16 protein-coding genes and 1 pseudogene are annotated in these 17065 nt (G+C 55.1%); 11 read left to right on the forward strand and 6 right to left on the reverse strand.

What is annotated here, in order from left to right; genetic code table 11:
- From arnC to WFK85_RS21165, 8 genes are read left to right on the forward strand one after another with little or no spacing between them, the layout of a single operon-like run.
- Entirely contained in the window at window positions 1-981 is a 981-nt protein-coding gene (arnC, locus tag WFK85_RS21130; protein WP_008460725.1) for an undecaprenyl-phosphate 4-deoxy-4-formamido-L-arabinose transferase, read from the forward strand.
- Window positions 981-2963 carry a bifunctional UDP-4-amino-4-deoxy-L-arabinose formyltransferase/UDP-glucuronic acid oxidase ArnA gene (gene arnA / locus WFK85_RS21135; RefSeq protein ID WP_008460722.1) on the forward strand — a complete coding sequence of 661 codons (1983 nt, stop codon included), beginning with the start codon at window positions 981-983 and terminating at the stop codon, window positions 2961-2963. The genes arnC and arnA overlap by 1 nt, the downstream gene beginning before the upstream one ends.
- Window positions 2960-3856 (forward strand): 4-deoxy-4-formamido-L-arabinose-phosphoundecaprenol deformylase, encoded by an 897-nt coding sequence (gene arnD / locus WFK85_RS21140; protein WP_008460720.1) that lies wholly within the window; start codon window positions 2960-2962, stop codon window positions 3854-3856. The genes arnA and arnD overlap by 4 nt, the downstream gene beginning before the upstream one ends.
- A 4-nt stretch (window positions 3857-3860) precedes the next feature.
- Window positions 3861-5522, forward strand: coding sequence for a lipid IV(A) 4-amino-4-deoxy-L-arabinosyltransferase (gene arnT, locus WFK85_RS21145; protein ID WP_008460717.1), 1662 nt, complete (start codon window positions 3861-3863; stop codon window positions 5520-5522).
- Window positions 5519-5842, forward strand: coding sequence for a 4-amino-4-deoxy-L-arabinose-phosphoundecaprenol flippase subunit ArnE (gene arnE, locus WFK85_RS21150; RefSeq protein WP_008460715.1), 324 nt, complete (start codon window positions 5519-5521; stop codon window positions 5840-5842). Before arnT ends, arnE begins: the two co-directional genes overlap by 4 nt.
- A complete protein-coding gene (gene arnF, locus WFK85_RS21155; protein ID WP_008460713.1) occupies window positions 5842-6237 on the forward strand; it encodes a 4-amino-4-deoxy-L-arabinose-phosphoundecaprenol flippase subunit ArnF in 396 nt (131 codons plus the stop codon). Before arnE ends, arnF begins: the two co-directional genes overlap by 1 nt.
- A 55-nt stretch (window positions 6238-6292) precedes the next feature.
- The gene (locus WFK85_RS21160) at window positions 6293-6880 is read left to right on the forward strand and encodes a flavin reductase (RefSeq protein ID WP_166994226.1); all 588 of its coding nucleotides are present in this window, start codon (window positions 6293-6295) and stop codon (window positions 6878-6880) included.
- Window positions 6877-7119: a DUF2164 domain-containing protein gene (locus WFK85_RS21165; RefSeq protein WP_008460710.1), complete on the forward strand. Its 243-nt coding sequence runs from the start codon at window positions 6877-6879 to the stop codon at window positions 7117-7119. Before WFK85_RS21160 ends, WFK85_RS21165 begins: the two co-directional genes overlap by 4 nt.
- Before the next feature lie 62 nt (window positions 7120-7181).
- On the opposite strand, the gene WFK85_RS21170 is transcribed toward WFK85_RS21165, so the two are convergent.
- The 3 genes from WFK85_RS21170 to WFK85_RS21180 all read right to left on the reverse strand — a co-directional run bounded on the left by WFK85_RS21170 (window position 7182) and on the right by WFK85_RS21180 (window position 9776).
- Complete coding sequence (locus tag WFK85_RS21170; RefSeq protein WP_008460708.1) at window positions 7182-7997, reverse strand: MetQ/NlpA family ABC transporter substrate-binding protein; 816 nt, start codon at window positions 7995-7997, stop codon at window positions 7182-7184.
- 95 nt (window positions 7998-8092) lie between these two features.
- Complete coding sequence (locus WFK85_RS21175) at window positions 8093-8761, reverse strand: methionine ABC transporter permease (RefSeq protein WP_336709547.1); 669 nt, start codon at window positions 8759-8761, stop codon at window positions 8093-8095.
- Window positions 8754-9776: an ATP-binding cassette domain-containing protein gene (locus WFK85_RS21180; RefSeq protein WP_166994229.1), complete on the reverse strand. Its 1023-nt coding sequence runs from the start codon at window positions 9774-9776 to the stop codon at window positions 8754-8756. Before WFK85_RS21180 ends, WFK85_RS21175 begins: the two co-directional genes overlap by 8 nt.
- Before the next feature lie 505 nt (window positions 9777-10281).
- On the opposite strand from WFK85_RS21180, the gene WFK85_RS21185 reads away from it, so the two are divergent.
- On the forward strand, window positions 10282-11970 hold the full coding sequence (locus WFK85_RS21185; protein WP_336709544.1) for a sensor histidine kinase: 1689 nt from the start codon (window positions 10282-10284) through the stop codon (window positions 11968-11970).
- The gene (btsR, locus tag WFK85_RS21190; RefSeq protein ID WP_008460700.1) at window positions 11964-12683 is read left to right on the forward strand and encodes a two-component system response regulator BtsR; all 720 of its coding nucleotides are present in this window, start codon (window positions 11964-11966) and stop codon (window positions 12681-12683) included. The genes WFK85_RS21185 and btsR overlap by 7 nt, the downstream gene beginning before the upstream one ends.
- A 10-nt stretch (window positions 12684-12693) precedes the next feature.
- Here btsR and yjiA read toward each other — a convergent pair whose 3' ends face one another.
- Genes yjiA through WFK85_RS21205 form a run of 3 tightly spaced genes read right to left on the reverse strand, consistent with a single transcriptional unit; the run spans window position 12694 to window position 16086 of the window.
- Window positions 12694-13659 carry a GTPase gene (yjiA, locus tag WFK85_RS21195; protein WP_336709542.1) on the reverse strand — a complete coding sequence of 322 codons (966 nt, stop codon included), beginning with the start codon at window positions 13657-13659 and terminating at the stop codon, window positions 12694-12696.
- A 13-nt stretch (window positions 13660-13672) separates the two neighbouring features.
- A complete protein-coding gene (locus tag WFK85_RS21200) occupies window positions 13673-13876 on the reverse strand; it encodes a YbdD/YjiX family protein (protein ID WP_008460696.1) in 204 nt (67 codons plus the stop codon).
- 56 nt (window positions 13877-13932) lie between these two features.
- Complete coding sequence (locus tag WFK85_RS21205) at window positions 13933-16086, reverse strand: carbon starvation CstA family protein (protein WP_336709540.1); 2154 nt, start codon at window positions 16084-16086, stop codon at window positions 13933-13935.
- A gap of 696 nt (window positions 16087-16782) precedes the next feature.
- Between WFK85_RS21205 and WFK85_RS21210 the strand changes: the two are divergent.
- Window positions 16783-17065 (forward strand): annotated as a pseudogene (locus WFK85_RS21210) (hypothetical protein); the annotation flags it as partial.

Raw genomic sequence — 17065 nt, forward strand, 5'->3', positions numbered from 1 at the left:
ATGACGACCCCGGAACCGATCAAGAAAGTTTCCGTTGTGATCCCGGTGTACAACGAACAGGACAGCCTGCCTGAACTGCTGCGTCGTACCACTGAAGCTTGTCAAAAGCTGAACCGCGATTACGAAATTCTCCTTATTGATGATGGCAGCAGCGATGACTCTGCCGCCATGCTGACCCGCGCGGCAGAAGCCCCGGACAGCCACATCGTCGCGGTGCTGCTGAACCGTAACTATGGCCAGCACTCGGCCATTATGGCGGGTTTTAGCCACGTCACCGGCGATCTTATCGTCACCCTGGATGCTGACCTGCAGAACCCGCCGGAAGAGATCCCGCGCCTGGTTGAGAAAGCCGACGAAGGCTATGACGTGGTGGGCACCGTGCGCCAGAACCGTCAGGACAGCTGGTTCCGCAAGCGTGCGTCAAAAATGATCAACCACCTGATCCAGCGCACCACCGGTAAAGCGATGGGCGACTACGGCTGTATGCTGCGCGCCTACCGCCGCCATATCATCGACGCGATGCTGCACTGCCACGAACGCAGTACCTTTATCCCGATTCTGGCCAACACCTTTGCCCGTCGCGCCATCGAAATCCCGGTGCACCACGACGAGCGTCAGTTTGGCGACTCGAAGTACAGCTTCATGCGCCTGATCAACCTGATGTATGACCTGATCACCTGCCTGACCACAACGCCGCTGCGTTTACTTAGCGTCGTCGGCAGCATTATCGCACTGTCCGGTTTTGCCCTCGCGGTACTGCTGGTGGTGTTACGTCTTGCTCTTGGCCCGCAGTGGGCGGCGGACGGGGTGTTTATGCTCTTCGCCGTTCTGTTCACCTTTATTGGCGCCCAGTTCATCGGAATGGGGCTGCTGGGTGAGTACATTGGCCGTATCTATAACGACGTGCGTGCTCGCCCTCGTTACTTTATTCAACGCGTAGTTAGCAGTGAAACCGCTTTATCTTCAGAGGAAAATCAATAATGAAAGCAGTTGTTTTCGCCTATCACGATATGGGCTGTGTGGGTGTTCGTGCCCTGGTTGAAGCAGGCTATGACATTGCAGCAATTTATACTCACCCGGATAACGCCGCTGAGAATAACTTCTTCGGTTCTGTGGCCCGCACGGCGGCAGAATTCGGCATCCCAGTTTTTGCTCCTGAAGATGTGAACCACCCGCTGTGGGTCGACCGCATTAAAGACGCACAGCCTGAAGTGATTTTCTCCTTCTACTACCGCAACCTGCTGAGCGAAGAGATTCTGGACTGCGCTTCCGTCGGGGCATTTAACCTCCACGGCTCCCTGCTGCCTAAATTCCGTGGCCGCGCGCCGCTGAACTGGGTGCTGGTGAAAGGTGAAACCGAAACGGGCGTTACCCTGCATCGCATGGTGAAACGCGCGGACGCGGGCGACATCGTTGCTCAGGAACGCGTGGCGATTGCCGCAGAAGATACTGCCCTGACCCTGCACCACAAACTGTGCGAAACCGCGAAATCCCTGCTGGCGAAAAGCCTGCCGGTGATCAAAACCGGTCACTTCCCGCAGACCGCTCAGGACGAATCCAAAGCGACCTATTTCGGCGGCCGTTCGCCAAAAGATGGCGCGATCAGCTGGGAAGGCTCTGCAGCAGAAGCTAACAACCTGGTGCGTGCGGTGACCGAACCGTGGCCAGGCGCGTTCAGCTACGTGGGCGGCGGCAAATTCATCATCTGGAAAAGCCGCGTGCTGGAAAGCAACAATGGCGCGAAAGCCGGGACAGTTATCTCCGTTAACCCGCTGGTGATTGCCTGCGGCACCGGTGCTCTGGAAGTCGTGACCGGCCAGGCTGAAAACGGCGTGTACATGCAGGGTTCCCAGCTGGCACAGTCTCTGGGCCTGGTTAGCGGCGCGATTCTGAGCAGCAAACCTGTTTCCGCTATCAAACGTCGTACCCGCGTACTGATTCTGGGCGTGAACGGCTTTATCGGTAATCACCTGACCGAACGTCTGCTGCGTGATGACAACTTCGAAATCTTCGGCCTGGACATCGGTTCCGACGCGATTTCTCGCTTCATCGGCAACGAGCGTTTCCACTTTGTGGAAGGTGACATCAGCATTCACTCCGAGTGGATCGAATACCACATTAAGAAGTGTGACGTTGTTCTGCCGCTGGTAGCCATCGCGACGCCAATCGAATACACCCGTAACCCGCTGCGAGTGTTCGAACTCGACTTCGAAGAGAACCTGAAGATCATCCGCGACTGCGTGAAATACAAAAAACGCATTATCTTCCCGTCCACCTCCGAAGTGTACGGCATGTGCACCGACAAGTCGTTTGACGAAGATAACTCCCCGCTGATCGTTGGGCCAATCAACAAACAGCGCTGGATCTACTCCGTGTCCAAACAGCTGCTTGACCGTGTTATCTGGGCATACGGCGAAAAAGAAGGGCTGCGCTTCACGCTGTTCCGTCCGTTTAACTGGATGGGCCCGCGTCTGGACAACCTGAACGCCGCGCGTATCGGTAGCTCCCGTGCCATTACCCAGCTGATCCTGAACCTGGTCGAAGGTTCCCCGATCAAGCTTATCGACGGCGGCAAGCAGAAGCGCTGCTTCACCGACATCGGCGACGGCATCGAAGCGCTGTTCCGCATTATTGAAAACAAAAACAATAACTGCGACGGCCAGATCATCAACATCGGTAACCCGGACAATGAAGCGAGCATCAAACAGCTGGCAGAAATGCTGCTGGAAAGCTTCGAACGTCATCCGCTGCGTAGCCAGTTCCCACCGTTCGCCGGTTTCCGCGAAGTGGAAAGCAGCGCCTATTACGGCAAAGGTTATCAGGACGTTGAGCACCGTAAGCCAAGCATCCGCAACGCCCAGCGCCTGCTGGAGTGGACGCCTGAAGTGCACATGGAGAAAACCATCGACGAGACGCTGGACTTCTTCCTGAAAACCGTTGAGCTGACGGACCCTGCTTCATGAGAAAAGTCGGCCTGCGTATTGATGTCGACACCTGGCGAGGCACCCGTGAAGGGGTGCCAAACCTTCTGGAGACGCTAAGTTTACACTCGACTCAGGCAACCTTTTTCTTCAGCGTTGGGCCAGACAACATGGGGCGCCACTTGTGGCGCCTGATCAAGCCTAAATTCCTGTGGAAGATGCTGCGCTCCAACGCAGCATCGCTGTATGGCTGGGACATTCTGCTGGCGGGTACCGCGTGGCCGGGGCGCATGATTGGCGCAGGCAACGCAGAGGTTATCGCGGCGGCGGCGGACCACCATGAGGTGGGCCTCCATGCCTGGGATCACCATGCCTGGCAGGCCTGGGCGGGCGTCTGGGAACAGGACAAGCTCGAACAGCAAATTCGCCGTGGGCTGGATGCGCTGCAGAAAATTGTCGGGCAGCCTGTAAACTGCTCGGCCGTGGCGGGCTGGCGTGCTGACCAGCGCGTGGTGAAAGCGAAAGCCGCTTTCCCGTTCCAGTACAATAGCGACTGCCGTGGTACTACGCCGTTTATCCCCGTTCTGTCTAACGGTAGCGAGGCTGCGGTGCAAATTCCCGTGACGCTGCCAACGTGGGACGAGGTGATTGGTACCGAAGTCAGTAAAGAGAACTTTAACCGCTTTATCCTGGATAAAATTCACCAGGACAGCGGCACACCGGTTTACACCATTCATGCCGAAGTCGAAGGGATGGTGATGCGAGATTCCTTTAGTGAATTGCTGGCGATGGCTGCCGCCGAGGGGGTTCAGTTCTGCCCGCTTAGCGAGCTTCTGCCGGACGATTTATCCACGCTGCCGAGAGGCAAAATTGTGCGCGGGACAATTCCAGGCCGCGAAGGCTGGCTGGGTTGCCAACAACTTATAGAGTCGTGAACCGATGAAATCTGCAAAATATGGAATGACCCTTCTGGTCTGTTTTGCCTTGCTTTACCTTGTCCCTCTGGAGTTTCGTCACCTGTGGCAGCCGGATGAGACGCGCTATGCGGAAATCAGCCGTGAAATGCTGCTGTCTGGCAACTGGATCGTTCCTCATTTCCTTGATCTGCGCTATTTCGAAAAGCCGGTGGCGGGGTACTGGATCAACAACATCAGCCAGTTCATCTTCGGTCATAACAATTTTGCCGTGCGTTTTGGTTCCGTGTTTTCGGTGACCCTGAGCGCGCTGCTGACCTACTGGCTGGCGTTCCGCCTGTGGCGCGATAAAACGATCGCGGTGCTGGCCGGGGTTATTTTCCTCACCTGCCTGCTGGTCTACGGCATCGGCACGTATTCCGTGCTCGACCCGATGATCACCCTGTGGCTGACGGCGGCGATGTGCAGCTTCTGGCTGGCCAGTACCGCACAAACCACCGGCGGCAAGATGGGTGGCTACGTGCTGCTGGGCCTGGCCTGCGGCATGGGCGTGATGACCAAAGGGTTCCTGGCGCTTGCGGTGCCGGTGATTGGCGTTCTGCCGTGGGTGATTGCACAGAAACGCTGGAAAGAGGTGTTGCTGTTCGGGCCGCTGGCGGTGCTGAGCGCCGTGCTAATTACGCTGCCGTGGGCGATTGCGATCGCCAAAGCCGAGCCTGACTTCTGGCACTACTTCTTCTGGGTGGAGCACATTCAGCGCTTCGCGGAGAAAGACGCGCAGCATAAAGCCCCGTTCTGGTACTACATTCCGTTCCTGATTGCAGGCTCTCTGCCATGGCTTGCTCTGCTGCCGGGCGCGCTGAAAAGCGGCTGGAAAAGCCGAGGCGAGCAGGGCGGTGCGTTCTACCTGCTGGGCTGGGTTGTGATGCCGTTGCTGTTCTTTAGCATCGCTAAAGGCAAACTGCCGACCTACATTCTGCCGTGCTTTGCACCGCTGGCGATCCTGATGGCGCGTCACGCCGTTGAGCTGGCGAAAAGCGGCTCCGCTATTTTACGTGTCAACGGCTGGATTAACCTGCTGTTTGGGGCGGCCTGCGTGATCACGGTGGCCTTCTTCCTGGCACCGTGGGGGCTGGCAAGACATCCGGTGTATGCCGCCAACGAAACGCTGAAAGTGGTGCTGGCGTGCGTGGCCTTTGCCGTCTGGGGGCTGTTCGGTCTTTTGACCCTGAGCCAGACCGCCAAACGCTGGTACTGGGCGGCGCTGTGCCCGCTGGGTCTGGCGCTGCTGGTGGGTGTGGTGATTCCATCGAAAGTGGAAAATTCCAAGCAGCCGCAGGCGTTCATTCATGAAATGCGTCCGCAGCTGGAAGACAGTCGCTACATCTTCACCAACAACGTCGGCATTGCCGCCGGAGTGGCGTGGGAGCTGAAGCGGAGCGATATCAATCTTTATAATCAGGCGGGCGAGCTGCGCTACGGCCTTGATTATCCGGATGTATCTAACCGCTTTGTTTACGGTGATGAGTTCGCATCCTGGCTGGCGGAACACCGCAAGCTGGGCAAAGTGTCGCTGATGCTGCTGGTGTCGAATAACACCGATCTCAATGACCTGAAGCTGCCGGAGCCGGATCACCGGGCCAACAGCGGGCGCTTTGTGCTGTTTGAGTACGACGCGCAGCCATGAATATTGCGCTGATTATTCTGGCCAGTTTGCTTAGCTGCGGCGGGCAGCTGTGCCAGAAGCAGGCGGCTCAGGGGGCGGGGCGCCGCCACCTGATGCTGTGGCTTGGGCTGAGCGTTCTGTTATTAGGGCTGGGGATGCTCGTCTGGCTGCTGGTGCTCCAGCACGTCGAGGTGAGCATCGCTTACCCCATGCTGAGCCTGAACTTTATTTTTGTCACCCTTGCCGCGCGCTGGATCTGGAAAGAGAAAATTTCGGCGCATCACTGGCTGGGCGTGATGCTGATCATTCTGGGGATTATCGCGCTGGGAGGGCACGCCTGATGGGCTATATCTGGGCGTTAATGAGCGTGCTGCTGGTCAGCGGGGCACAGCTCAGCATGAAATGGGCGATGGTTCAGTTTCCTCCCGCTGCAGCAAGCCTTGAGTTTATTCAGGCCGTGTTGTTTGGCGGTTACGGGCTGCTGGCGCTGATCGGCGGGCTCGCGGCCTACGCGTTTTCCATGGGCTGCTGGTATATGGCGTTGAAACGCATTCCGCTCAGTAAAGCGTATCCGCTTTTAAGCCTGAGCTATGTGCTGGTGTGGTTCGCGGCTATTAATCTGCCGTGGCTTAACGAAGCGTTCAGTCCGGGCAAACTTCTCGGCGTGGCGGCGATTTTCGTCGGCCTGGTGCTGATTTGCCTGCCTCATCAGCTACGCCACAAAAAGGAAAAGTAATGCGCTAGTTGTTCAGGCAAACTGACGGCAACCTGATGAAAACTGGATGCGAAGTATGAACCCACATATCATTGAAGTGCCGTTAGAAAAGTCTTATCGCCTGATCAACCACGGCCCAACCGTGCTGGTGTCTGCCCACCACAATGGCGTGGACGACGTGATGACCGCCGCCTGGGCCTGTGCGCTGGATTTTACCCCATCCAAGCTGATGGTGGTGCTGGATAAAATCACCGCCACCCGCACGCTTATCGAAAACAGCGGCACCTTTGTGATTCAGGTGCCCTGTGCCGCCCAGCTCAAAATGACCCATTTTCTGGGTACCCACAGCCTGAAAGAGATGCCCGACAAGCTCGAACAATCCGGCGTGGAGCTGTTCCGCGCCCCTGGCCACAGCGTACCGCTGGTCGCGGGCTGCACGGCCTGGATGGTCTGCAGGCTTATCCCCGAACCGCATAACCATCAGGCCCACGACCTGTTTATCGGCGAAGTTATCGGTGCCTGGGCCGACGACCGGGTGTTCCAGAACGGTCACTGGTCGTTTGAAACCTCCCCGCCGGAATACCGCAGCCTGCACTATATTGCCGGCGGCCAGTTCTACGCCATCGGCGAATCGCTGGTGGTACCGGGCGTGGAGGCGTCATGAAGAAGATTGAATTACCCGCCGAAGACTACCGCAAGCTGAGCGACTTTATCAGCGACTGGCTGGACGACAAGCACGATCTGCAAATAGGGCAGTTTGAAGCCGAATTCTTCCTTGACGAGCTGGTGAAAAAAATGGCACCTGCGCTCTACAACAAAGGACTGGACGATGCGCTGGCGGTAGCCCAAAGCAACATGCTGACGCTGGAAGAGTTGCTGGATCTGGAAAAAATCGTCGATTAGTTTTGCCTGCGATCTTGCCATTATTGAATGACTAAAGGGGCGCATTGCGCCCCTTTTTCGTATTACTGATTAACCGGCACAACCGCACCGTGATATTTCTCGTTGATCCAGTCCTGAATCTGCTTAGAGTGCAGGACTTTCACCAGCTCGACGATGTCATGTTTCTTCACGTCGGCGCGGTGCACGGTAATGATATTGGCATACGGGTTGCCTTCGGCGCTTTCGACGGCAATCGGATCTTTAATCGGGTTCAGGCCCGCATCCAGCGCGTAGTTGGCGTTGATCACCACCGCATCGCCTTCGTTGTTGGCGTACATCTGCGGCAGCAGGGCGGCTTCAATATCCGCTTTGAACTGCAGGTTTTTCGGGTTGCTGGCAATGTCGCTGATGCGCGCGTTAACCGGCTTCACGCCAGGTTTCAGGGTGATCACGCCTTCGCGCTGGAAGATAGCCAGAATACGACCTTCTTCGGCCACCGAGTCACGCAGAATGATTTTGCCGTTCTGCGGTAGATCCTTCAGGCTTTTATATTTCTTCGAATAGATGCCGATCGGCTCTACGTGGATTGCCCCGGCGCTGACGAAATCGTAGTTTTTATCGCCTTTATGATCCTGTAGCACCGAATCCAGATAGGGCTGATGCTGGAAGTAGTTGGCGTCAATCTCATGCTCGGCGAGCGCGGTATTCGGCAGGATATAGTCCTGGAAGGTTTTGATCTCAAGATCGATGCCTTCTTTCGCCAGAATCGGCTTCGCCTGCTCGAGAATTTCCGCGTGCGGGACGTTGGAGGCGCCCACAATCAGTTTTTCAGCGGCGTTGGCGTGAAGACTTAACGCGGTTAAAGAAGCCAGAGCTAACATCATAAACTGTTTTTTCATTATTTCGTCCAGTCGTGATTAGTGATTAAAAGTGCATTGCCGTGGAATTCCAGGCGGCAGTGTGTGCTTCTGTCGCCCGAAAGGTGTGAAAGCCGTTAGCGTTTATCGAGCAGGTGTGTGGTGCGGTCGCCGATAAACTGAATAATAAAAACGATCGCCAGAATAGTGGCCGTGGCCACCAGCGTGACGTCATTATGGTTACGCTGGAACCCTTCCAGATAGGCGAGGTTGCCTAAGCCGCCAGCACCGATAACCCCAGCCATGGCGCTGTAGCTCACCAGCGCAATCAGAGTGACAGTCATCCCGGACACCAGCGCCGGAGAGGATTCAGGTAGCAGCACGCGGAAGATCAGCGTGTGGGTTTTGGCCCCCATTGAACGCGTGGCTTCAATAACGCCTTTATCGACTTCGCGCAGTGCAATTTCCACCAGGCGGGCGTAGAAGGGGGCCGCCCCGACGATCAGCGCCGGCAGCGCGGCGTTGGTGCCGAGAATGGTGCCAACCAGCTTTTTCGTGAAGGGGATCAGCAGGACGATCAGAATGATGAACGGGATCGAGCGGAAGACGTTGACCAGCACGGTCACCACCGAGTAAACCAGTCGATTCTGCAACAGTTGACCGCGAGAAGTGAGAAACAGCAGCACGCCGAGGGCGATGCCAAACACGAACGTTGCCACTCCCGACCAGGCCGTCATGTAGAGCGTTTCGCCTGTGGCGGCCCACAGTTTGTCCAGTTTTAAATGCGGGAAGTATTGCTCAAGCATGTCGAATAACCTCAGTTTCTACCCGCTTTTGATTCAGGTATTGCACAATATTTTCTAGCTGGCTGGCGTCATCCATATGGACGTACAGCTCGCCAAACGCGCCGTCTACCGTCTGGGTAATGTTGCCGTGCAGGATATTCAGCGCGACGTTAAAATGCTGAATGACATCGGCAATCACCGGCTGTCGGGCTTCTCCGCCAGGGAAAATCAGCTTCAGAATGCTGCCGCCAATGCCCTGAACCCAGAGCGGATTGAAGGGTTCTCTGGGCGTATTTTGCCCCGCAATCTGACGCACAAAAGTTTGCGTGATGGGCTGCTTCGGGTGGGTGAAAATATCCAGCACCGGGCCTTCTTCAACGATTCTGCCGTTTTCCATCACCGCTACGCGCTGACAAACTTTGCGCACCACATGCATTTCATGGGTGATGAGCACGATGGTTAAGTTGAGCTGGCGGTTAATGTCGAGCAGCAGATCGAGAATCGCGTCGGTCGTTTGCGGATCCAGCGCCGAAGTGGCTTCGTCGCACAGTAAAACATCCGGGTTATTGGCCAGCGCGCGAGCAATGCCGACTCGCTGCTTTTGGCCACCGCTTAGCTGAGCGGGCCAGGCGTTTTCGCGCCCCTCCAGCCCCACAAGCTTAATCAGCTCGTTAACACGCTGCTGAATCTGGCTTTTATTAACACCGGCAATTTGCAGGGGAAAGGCAATATTCTCGGCAACGGTCCGGGACCACAGCAGATTAAAGTGCTGAAAGACCATGCTGACTTTTAGGCGAGCCCGACGGAGCTGTTCGCCTCTGGCCTGGGCAATATCCTGCCCGGCGACAATGATCGATCCTGACGTGGGTTTCTCCAGCCCATTTAATAATCTTATTAATGTGCTTTTACCCGCGCCGCTGTAGCCAATAATGCCGTAAATCTGGCCTTTATTGACGTTGATATTAATATTATCTACGGCGGTAATGGCACCATGTCTGCTGGCAAATATTTTTGATACGCCCGAGAGAACGATCATTATCCTGGTCCTTACCTGCTGAAATTTTCCGCAATGCAACAGCATGATATGCTGCCAATTAGCGCACGAATGCCGTGTTATGGGCGTTGAATCATTGTTATTTGGCTGATACTACCTGCTAATACCGTTGCTCAGAAGAATATAAAGATATGACTTATAGCCATAAGAAATATAAATCCATGATGGTTCTTTCCTGACCGGGATTAATACGCTTTAGCAAAAATATGGCATTGTTTATCGTTAAATTGATTAACTGCGTTTGTTTAAATAATAATCAGCAGGGTTTGGGGGGGATAAATAATGAACGGGCTGTTAATCGATTTTATTAACGATATGTTATTGGTCGATGATTGTTCTGCCTGGTTTTTTTAGTTTTATATTGGTTCTCCCTGGTGCCGTTTTCGCTGTTATTTTCGTACCAAATTTAACAAATCTGCGCCATGCCCCGGAAATTCTAGTCTCATCAAGGTATCTTTCCCGCCTCGAGAGCGGAGATTGTCTGAAGATGTACGAATCCAATTTAGTCCTGCTGCTTCTGCAGCAGATGTGCGTGTTCCTGGTCATTGCCTGGTTAATGAGTAAAACCCGGCTGTTTATCCCCCTGATGCAGGTGACCGTGCGCTTACCCCACAAGCTGCTGTGCTACATCACCTTCTCGGTTTTCTGCATTATGGGCACCTATTTTGGTCTTCACATTGAAGGCTCCATTGCCAACACGCGCGCCATTGGCGCCGTGATGGGCGGCCTGTTAGGCGGGCCGGTGGTGGGCGGGCTGGTGGGGCTAACCGGCGGGCTGCATCGCTATTCTCTCGGTGGAATGACGGCGCTGAGCTGCATGATCTCCACCATAGCGGAAGGACTGATTGGCGGGTTAATCCACAGCGTTTTAATCCGCCGGGGCAGGACGGACAAACTGTTTAGCCCGCTGGTCGCCGGAGCGACGAGCTTTGTCGCCGAACTGGTGCAGATGATCATTATCTTGCTTATCGCACGGCCCTTTGAGGATGCGCTCCACCTGGTGGAAAGCATCGCTGCGCCGATGATGGTCACCAACACGCTGGGTGCCGCCATGTTTATGCGCATTCTGCTGGATAAACGCGCGATGTTTGAGAAATACACTTCCGCGTTCTCCGCCACCGCGCTAAAGGTCGCGGCCGCAACCGAGGGGATCCTCCGGCAGGGATTCAACGAACAAAATAGCCTGAAGGTGGCGAAGGTGCTGCACCGGGAGCTGGACATCAGCGCCGTGGCGATCACCGACCGGGAAAGGCTGTTGGCGTTTATTGGCACCGGGGCCGATCACCACCTGGCGGGCAAGCCTATTTCGTCGGGTTACACCTGGCAGGCCATCGAGAATAACGAAGTGGTTTACGCCGACGGCAATGAGGTGCCTTATCGCTGCTCGCTGCATCCTAACTGCAAGCTTGGGTCGACGCTGGTTATCCCGCTGCGGGGGGAAAATCAGCGGGTGATCGGCACGATAAAACTCTATGAGGCGCGTAACCGGTTGTTTAGCTCGATCAACCGCACGCTTGGCGAAGGGATTGCGCAGCTGCTTTCGGCGCAAATATTAGCGGGCAAATACGAGCAGCAAAAAGCGCTGCTGGGACAGTCCGAGATCAAGTTGCTACATGCGCAGGTGAACCCGCACTTCTTATTTAATGCGTTGAACACGCTGAAAGCGGTTATTCGCCACGATGGCGACAAAGCCGGGCAGCTTGTGCAGTACCTCTCGACATTTTTCCGCAAAAATCTCAAGCGCCCGTCTGAAATTGTCACGCTTTCCGATGAAATTGAGCACGTGAATGCCTATCTGCAAATTGAGCTGGCGCGTTTCCAGACTCAGTTGGCGGTGGACTGGCAGGTGCCCGACGAGCTGGCGAATCAGCGTTTGCCAGCTTTCACGCTACAGCCGATTGTGGAAAACGCCATTAAACACGGCACCTCTCAGCAATTAGACCACGGCATGATTACTATTCGTGCCCGTAAAGAGGGAAAAGACGTGCTGGTGGATGTCGAGGATAATGCCGGGTTGTACCGGCCAAAAGAGAACGGTAACGGACTGGGAATGAATCTGGTGGACAAGCGGCTGCGGGCGAAGTTTGGGGAAGATTATGGTCTGGCCGTGAGCTGCGACCCCGACCGTGTTACCTGCATCACCGTGCGCCTGCCCACCGAGGAGTTGGTATGTTAAGAGTATTGATTGTGGATGATGAACCGCTGGCGCGTGAGAACCTGCGCGTCCTGCTTGAGAACGATGGCGAGATTGAGATAGTCGGGGAATGCGCCAACGCGATAGAGGCGATTAGCGCGGTGAACAAACTGCGCCCGGACGTGCTGTTTCTCGATATCCAGATGCCGCGTATTAGCGGGCTGGAAATGGTGGGGATGCTCGACGAGCGCCATCGGCCACGCATTGTGTTTCTCACCGCTTTTGATGAATACGCGGTACAGGCGTTTGAGGAGTGCGCATTTGACTATCTGCTCAAACCTATCGAAGCGCAGCGGCTGCAAAAAACGCTGGCTCGCCTGCATCAGGAGAGCGAAGCGCAGGATGTTTCCCGCCTGCCGGACAGCCAGCAGCCGCTAAAATTTATCCCGTGCAGCGGCCACAGCCGCATCTGGCTGCTGCAGATGGAGGAGGTGGCCTACGTCAGCAGCCGGCTAAGCGGGGTGTATGTCACCAGCCGGGATGGCAAAGAAGGCTTTACCGAATTAACACTGCGCACGCTGGAAAGCCGCACGCCGCTGCTGCGCTGCCACCGGCAATATCTGGTGAACATGAATTATTTGCAGGAGATCCGCCTGGAGGATAACAGTCAGGCGGAGCTGTTGCTGCGGGATGGCCGCACCGTGCCGGTGAGCCGCCGCTATTTGAAGTCGTTAAAAGAGGCGGTAGGGCTTTAAGGTTATTGCTCTACGCGGCAGGTTTTAATCCGGCAAAAGCGTCGCGGATTTCGGCCTCAGGGAGCGAGACGCCGATGAACACCAGCGTGCTCTCCGGCGTTTCGTCCGGCTGCCATTCGCGGTCCCAGTCGGCGCTGTATAGGCGCTGCACGCCCTGGAACAGCAGGCGGCAGGGCTGGTCTTCAATCCACAGCATTCCTTTGTAGCGGAGCAGGTTGTTGTCGAAGCCGGACAGCAGGTTCTCCATCACGGAAGAGACGGCGGACAGCGCCACCGGGTAGTCCAGCGTCACCACAATGGATGAGACTTCATTTTGCTGCGGGGCAATGCGGTGGAAGCGAGGTTTTGTCGCCACGACGTTTTCTTCCAGCATAAAGCCGCGGGTGTTAAACAGCAGCGGAAGATCGATATTGCCGTGCAGGATAGGGTACACAGGCGCGCGTGCGTTAATGCGCTGCAGGCGTTCAGTCAATGCAGCGGATTCACCGGCCACATCGGTTTTGGTCAGTAAAATACGATCGGCGTAGCCGATTTGCGACTGGGCGAGCGGGAACTGATCCAGCTGTGAATCGGCATGTACCGCGTCGACCAGGGCGATCACGCCGTCAAGCAGGTAGCGTTCGCAGATGATTTCATGGGCGAAAAAGGCCTGCAGGATAGGGCCAGGGTCGGCCATGCCGGTGCATTCGACGATGAGCCTGTCGAAGTGGATTTCACCTTTGTCCCGGCTATCAAGCAGATCCAGCAGGGCATCTTCCAGCTCGCTTGAGCGCGTGCAGCAAATACAGCCGTTGCTCAGGGTCGTTATACGTGTGGCGCGGTCGCCAATCAGCTGACTGTCGATAGGCGTTTCGCCAAATTCATTTTCAATAACGGCAATCTTCTCGTCCTGCTGGGTATGCAGGATATGACGTAACAGGGTGGTTTTCCCTGCACCCAAAAAGCCGGTTAATACGGTTACTGCAATCGGTGTCATCGCGTCCTTCCTGTTAACAGCAGCGCATGCCGCCTTTACCGTCTCCGCCGTAGCGCGCCTGCTGGCGTTCACGGAAGAATTCTTTGTAGGTCATGGGCGGCTGATCCGGGTGGTTCGTCTGCATATGCAGCACGTAGGTATCATAGTCCGGAATGCCAACGAGCATTCTTGCCGCCTGGCCGAGGTACTTTTTTGCAGCACCTAAGTTATCAAACATTCGTCGCTCCTTTAGTGATTTAAGCCCCGCTAATGCGGGGCTGTCAGATGAAGCGATCAGTGTCCGGAAGAAATCTTAATGCCTTCTTTCGGCACCGGCTGGTAAGGCGTTTCTTTGTCCGTCGGCTGGTCGGATTTACGCGCCTCTTTCCAGGCCTTAATGCCGTAGAAAATAATGCTGTAAACCACCACCAGGAACAGAATGCTCAGGCCCGCGTTGGTGTAGTTATTGACGACAATGTGGTTCATGTTGGCGATGTCTTGTGCCGTCAGATCTGCCCCACCGGCGGCGATACGCGCCTTATACTGGTTGGCCATGAAGAAGAAGCCTTCCATCTGCGGGTTGCTGCTAAACAGCTTCAGGCCCAGCGCCCAGGTGGTACAGATCAGCAGCCAGACCGCAGGCACCACGGTGACCCAAATGTACCGGGTACGTTTCATCTTCACCAGGACTACAGTGGCCAGCACTAATGCAACTGCCGCCAGCATCTGATTGGAGATGCCGAACAGCGGCCACAGGCTTTTCACGCCGCCCAGCGGATCGACCACGCCCTGATACAGCAGGTAGCCCCACAGGCCTACGCAGCCAGCGGTGCCGATGATACCGGCCACTAGCGAGTCGGTTTTCTTCAGGAACGGGATAAAGTTACCCAGCAGATCCTGCAGCATAAAGCGGCCAGAACGGGTGCCGGCATCCAGCGCGGTAAGAATAAACAGCGCTTCAAACAGGATCCCGAAGTGGTACCAGAAGCCCATGTCGGCAACGGGCACAATTTTGTGGAACACATGTGCAATACCGACGGCAAGCGTAGGCGCGCCACCTGCGCGGTTAAGCACGGAAGGTTCCCCGATATCTTTTGCCGTCTGCAGGATCTGCTCAGGCGAAATCACAAAGCCCCAGGAACTGACGGTGGCGGCCGCGTGCGCGGTCACTTCCTTCAGCTGCGCCATAATCATTGGCGCGTTTTCCCCGCCCAGCTCGTGCAGGTTTGGCATGGTAAAGCCCAGACCCGCCGGTGGCGTATTCATGGCAAAGTACAGACCTGGCTCAATGATGGATGCCGCCACCAGGGCCATAACGGCCACAAATGACTCCATCAGCATCGCACCGTAGCCGATAAAGCGAGCATCGGTTTCACAGGCCAGCAGTTTTGGCGTGGTGCCGGACGCGATAAGCGCGTGGAAACCGGATACTGCGCCACAGGCAATGGTGATAAACAGGAACGGGAACAATGCACCTTTCCACAGCGGACCGGTACCATCCACGTATTGGGTAATCGCCGGCATTTTCAGCTCTGGATTGAGGATAACGATCCCAATCGCCAGGCCGACGATAACGCCGATTTTCAGGAAGGTCGCCAGGTAGTCGCGCGGGGCGAGGATCAGCCAGACCGGCAGCAGGGCGGAGACAAAGGCATAGCCGATGAGCGTAAAGGTAATGGTAGTGTCTTTAAAGGTCAGCGCCGGGCCCCAGTAAGGGTCGTGGGCAATCACACCCCCGAAGTAAATCGAGGCGACCAGCAGCACAATCCCGATAACGGACACTTCACCGACCCGGCCCGGGCGAATAAAGCGCATATAAATGCCCATAAACAGGGCAATCGGCACCGTCGAGCAAACGGTAAAGACGCCCCACGGGCTTTCAGCCAGCGCTTTCACCACGATAAGAGCCAGCACGGCCAGGATAATTATCATGATCAGGAAGCAGCCAAACAGGGCAATCGTCCCCGGCACGGGCCCCATCTCTTCTTTGATCATCTCGCCAAGGGAAGCCCCGTTTCGGCGCGAGGAGATAAACAGCACCATAAAGTCCTGCACCGCCCCGGCCAGTACAACGCCTGCCAGTAGCCAAAGCACTCCGGGCAGATAGCCCATCTGCGCCGCCAGCACCGGGCCGACCAGAGGCCCGGCTCCGGCTATCGCCGCGAAGTGGTGGCCAAACAGCACGTTGCGGTTGGTCGGGACATAGTTCAGCCCATCGTTATTGATCACCGCCGGTGTGGCGCGGGTAGGATCCAGCTTCATCACCTTCTGGGCGATATAAAGGCTGTAGTAGCGGTAAGCCACCAGATAGACCGACACCGAGGCGACGACGATCCACAGGGCGCTGATGTGTTCCCCCCGTCGCAGGGCGACGACGGCCAGACAGCAGGCCCCGATGATACCCAGAATCACCCAGGGTATATGTTTGAGAAATTTATTTTTATTCATAATTCATCCGTTTGTCAGCCCTGGCGTCATGCCTGTTCGCCGTCTCGCTGAACCTGGTTGTTGTAAAAGAAGGGCATAAAAATAGCCCAGCCATAGCGTGACGATTTTTGCGGTAAGAGGGGGAAAAGAGTGGCCGAGTGGTCGTATACAGGAATAAGCGGTTGCGAGGCAGGCTAAGCGGTTTTTACCTGGCGCTAACTCACTGAAAAGTGTGATTAAGATCTCATGATAAGCAGAGAGAATTTAATGATATAGCCGGGTTGGTTTCCATTGAGCTGAGAGTAAACTTCGCTATGGGCGTTGAAATAAATAACAGGATGACATTTACAAAAATTATTGACCGTAACGTGTTATTACGACTGAATTGAAATTCCATTTCATGCACTTATTAATACATGAGGTGGTGTTAATTGTTTGGTATTTATTGTTTGTTCATTTTTTGCAAAGACAGGTAGTGGTATCTCAGGATGGCGGAAGTAAGCGTGCTGCCTGCCTTAAACTGAATGTATGTCAATATATTATTAATGAATGTTTTTGTTATTAGCGTTTAAAAACATAAGGTTGCATGACTCTTTGTTGTTACATATTAATTGATGAGATTTATTATTTGTTTCTTAATTAAGCTGTTTAGCGTTGTGCAAATCGTGCTGGCAGACATAATACGCAGCAATTAAATTAATTTATGGCGATGCTTTTATGTCTTTATCTGAAAATAAACCGACTAAAACAAAAAGAAATGCGATATCCACAGCCTTGCCTTTGACAATGTTAATTACTCTGGCTATGCCGGCAGTCGCTGGCCCGGTGATTAATGTGGGTCCGTTAAATGAGTATATCTATTCCGGTAAAAATACCCTCGCCAAACGCATTTATAACTCCGGGGATGCCACGGCATTTGTACGCGTTGAGGTTAGTGAAATAGTTTATAACGAGCACAGCCCGGCAAAGGAAATTCCGCTTGATAATGCGGCCATTGTTA

It is taken from the genome of Cedecea sp. VD22, from assembly GCF_037150195.1.
Lineage (GTDB): Bacteria > Pseudomonadota > Gammaproteobacteria > Enterobacterales > Enterobacteriaceae > Cedecea.